A 3,245-nucleotide genomic window follows, 5' to 3' on the forward strand; every position below is an offset into this window, starting at 1 on the left:
ACCAATGAATCAGTATCTATGTTCAAATACAGCCCCCCTACCTAACTTCATTCTTCACCTATTGCCCCCGTTACTATAAGACTCGATCTCAAGATAATTGATCAAGAAACAGAATTTATCTGTTGTATTACTGTAGGTATTTCATCTAATTCATCAATAACATATTCTGCTTCTACTTCATTCCATTGATGATCCCTTTTCCAGATACCTATCATTCCACCATCCTGGGCTGCTCTCACATCTTTCTCTGGATGATCCCCTATAAAAACACACTCCTTCGGATACACCTTCAGCCTCTCCGATGCTCTTTTAAAAATGATTGGATCAGGCTTTTTTACTCCTTCCCACTCTGATATAAGAATAGAATTTATGTAGCTGTCAATTTTCAAAGCCTTTATGTTATCCATTTGGAACTGACCTTTTCCATTAGTTATCATTCCAATAAGATAGTTATCTTGTTTCAATTTCCCCAGCGTTTCTAAGAGTTTTGGGAACGGTACGCAGTTTTCTTTGAAGTAAGTTAAATAATCCTCTAGTAGTTCCTCCCATGTAATCCCTTGAATAGAAAATTCATTTATTAATTGCTTATACACCTTGTCCTTCCAAACATATCCACGATTATCTAGTTCAATAAACCTCCGGATGTACTCTTCTTTCGGTATATGATTCAGTGACTCATTCAATCGCTCAAATTGTTCAGCTATAAAAACCTTTACTGATTCATCTCTGTTCAATAAAGTCCCATCTAAATCAAAAATAACTGCTTTAATAATATTAGTCCCCCTTTTGGTTTTATTTCTGAAATTATAAATACAGAAGGTTGTTGAAGAAAAGCCCCCTTTACATGAAGACTCGAATCCAAGAGGTTTTTACGATTTGTCTCTACGCCCCAGCTTTTCTATATTAGGAAAAATAAAGTACCAGGAAATAAAGCCTCCTATCGTTAATCCTATTACGGTTGACCACTCTATTCTCCCATATATAAAATATCCGAAGAGAATAGCAACTATTGCAAAAACAAGGGCAGCGATAATACCATCTTTAGTTCTTTTGTTCATTTTTGCAATCCTCCTTCTCCTCCTTATATTTAATAATATGCCTTAGTTCTTATAGTTTTTGGATCCTTTAAGTATTACAGGATAGCCCCCGTTACAGGAAGACTCGATTTCAAGATAATCTAAAAAACTCACATAATATACAATAAAATAAATCACTATTCTTGCGACAACATTTTTTTAATTATTCTTATTTGTCCTCTATGATTAATTTCATCTTCAAAAACGTGAAACCAAATGAAGTAGTTGTTAGAGGAGTATTTGTCCCATAGTCTGTTTTCATATAACCAATCATCAGTCAACGTTGCAAATTTCTGAAGTGTTTTATGTCTTACTTCTTCAAGTTTTGTGATATAAAACTCTAATGGATATCCTTTAATGTCTCTTCTTCCTTTTTCTCCAAGACTATATGGGGATCCCATTCCAACATTTCCTGTTCATTTGGTCTGCGACCTTCAAAAATTTCTATTTGAAATCCTATCTCTACAGCAGCTATATGTAATAAGAGCGCTCCAATACTATTGCCGTCCTTACTTGGCAAAAAATCCAACTCAGAGATTGTTAACCCTGATGCAGCTTCTAACGTTGTTTTTCTTGCATAGTTCATTTGTGACACAAGGTGACCGATTTGTGGAGTAAATCCTTTTAATGGCTCTATTTTTACTTCCAATTGTAACAATTCCCCTTTCCTAATCGATAAGTTCTAGTAGGGAGTCTGACTAATACCTCTTAATTAAACTATAGCCCTCTTTACCAGAACACTTTTTTTCAAGATAAACCCAACAGGATTTGTATTTGAAGAAAATATTGGCCCTTAATCTACTGAGTTTTTCAAGTTATGGTTTTGTTTATGACGATCAATAGCTAGATCAATCAACTTCTCAATGAGTACAGGGTAAGGAATGCCACTAATTTCCCATAGCTTTGGGTACATACTTATCTTCGTGAACCCAGGGAGAGTATTGACCTCATTGATTACAAGGGATCCATCCTCCTTCAGAAAATAGTCGACTCGTGCCAACCCCTGGCATTCTAAAATCTCAAATGCTTCTATAGATTGCTCCTGTATCTTCTTCTTAAGCTCCTCACTTAGATCAGCAGGAATTTTTAATACCGCACCATTTTCATCAATGTACTTTGTTTCATAAGAATAAAAATCACCATTAGGAAGAATTTCTCCAGGCAAAGAAGCTTGGGGGTTTTCATTACCTAGAACACCACATTCTATTTCCCTGCCTATAACATTTTCTTCAAGCAGCACTTTATGGTCATATAACATGGCCATTTTTAATCCTTCTATGTAATCCTTTTCACTTCTCGCCTTACTCACACCAACGGAAGAACCTTGGTTGGCAGGTTTGATAAAGAAAGGTGTTCCAAGTTTCTCTTTGACTTCATAAAATGAAGGATGATTTTTAGCTGATTTTTTAACTGATACCCAGTCAGCTACTTTGTATCCTGATGCTTGTAAAAGTCTTTTAGCTATATCTTTATCCATACATATAGCCGAGCTAAGCACGTTGGGCCCAACACAAGGAATGTTGGCCATACGGATCATGCCCTGAACACTTCCATCTTCTCCTGATGGGCCGTGAAGGATAGGGAAAATGACATCTAATTGTTCCAATGCTTCAGAGCTGTTGATGTTTAAAATCTGATTATTTACTCTACCAGGAACTACAGCAATAATCTTATTTGTTTTGTTAAGTTCAATTAGCTTTGGATTGTCGTCATTAATTAAGTAATTTGTATTGTTATTGAGGTGCCAATTTCCTTGTTTATCAATACCAACAAGGGTGACATCATATTTATCATGGTCTATAGCTTCCATAATGTTTTTAGCTGATTGTAAAGATACTTCATGCTCGGAGGACTTACCACCAAAAAGTAATCCAACTTTAATTTTATCCAAGTTTCTCTACCCCTTTACTCTATATTGAATTCCATTTATTTCAATTACTTCTTAACTAATCATAACAAATAAGCGATTAACTTAAATAGCTAATCGCTTTGATTTTGGCAGTAAATACAAGAAGCGTTTATTGAAGAATTGCCCCCGTTTCATTAAGACTTTAATTCAAGATATATTAAGCAAAATTTCAACGAACGCTTCCGTTAGCACAAAAATGAATACTGTGTCACTACGGTTTAATCAAGAAGAAGATTGCAACTGCAATAAGTATTGGTGTT

General features: G+C 35.2%; 3 protein-coding genes and 1 pseudogene. All 4 read right to left on the reverse strand.

All coding sequences use genetic code 11. From position 1 onward, the window contains the following. Positions 1–101: 101 nt before the first annotated feature. Positions 102–773 carry an HAD-IA family hydrolase gene (locus D479_RS19590; RefSeq protein ID WP_039871978.1) on the reverse strand — a complete coding sequence of 224 codons (672 nt, stop codon included), beginning with the start codon at positions 771–773 and terminating at the stop codon, positions 102–104. 96 nt (positions 774–869) lie between these two features. Then, entirely contained in the window at positions 870–1,058 is a 189-nt protein-coding gene (locus D479_RS19595) for a hypothetical protein (protein WP_008640626.1), read from the reverse strand. 155 nt (positions 1,059–1,213) lie between these two features. Then, positions 1,214–1,725, reverse strand: a pseudogene (locus D479_RS19600) (DinB family protein). Between the two features lie 144 nt (positions 1,726–1,869). After that, positions 1,870–2,967, reverse strand: coding sequence for a D-alanine--D-alanine ligase (gene ddlA, locus D479_RS19605; protein WP_008640631.1), 1,098 nt, complete (start codon positions 2,965–2,967; stop codon positions 1,870–1,872). Between the last annotated feature and the right edge of the window lie 278 nt (positions 2,968–3,245).

The sequence above is a fragment of the Halobacillus sp. BAB-2008 genome (genome assembly GCF_000328325.1).
Taxonomy (GTDB): Bacteria; Bacillota; Bacilli; order Bacillales; family Halobacillaceae; genus Halobacillus.

Bases quoted from the DNA above. Each gene is read 5' to 3' on its own strand.
- D479_RS19595 (WP_008640626.1), bottom strand. From the start codon at position 1,058: ATGAACAAAAGAACTAAAGATGGTATTATCGCTGCCCTTGTTTTTGCA.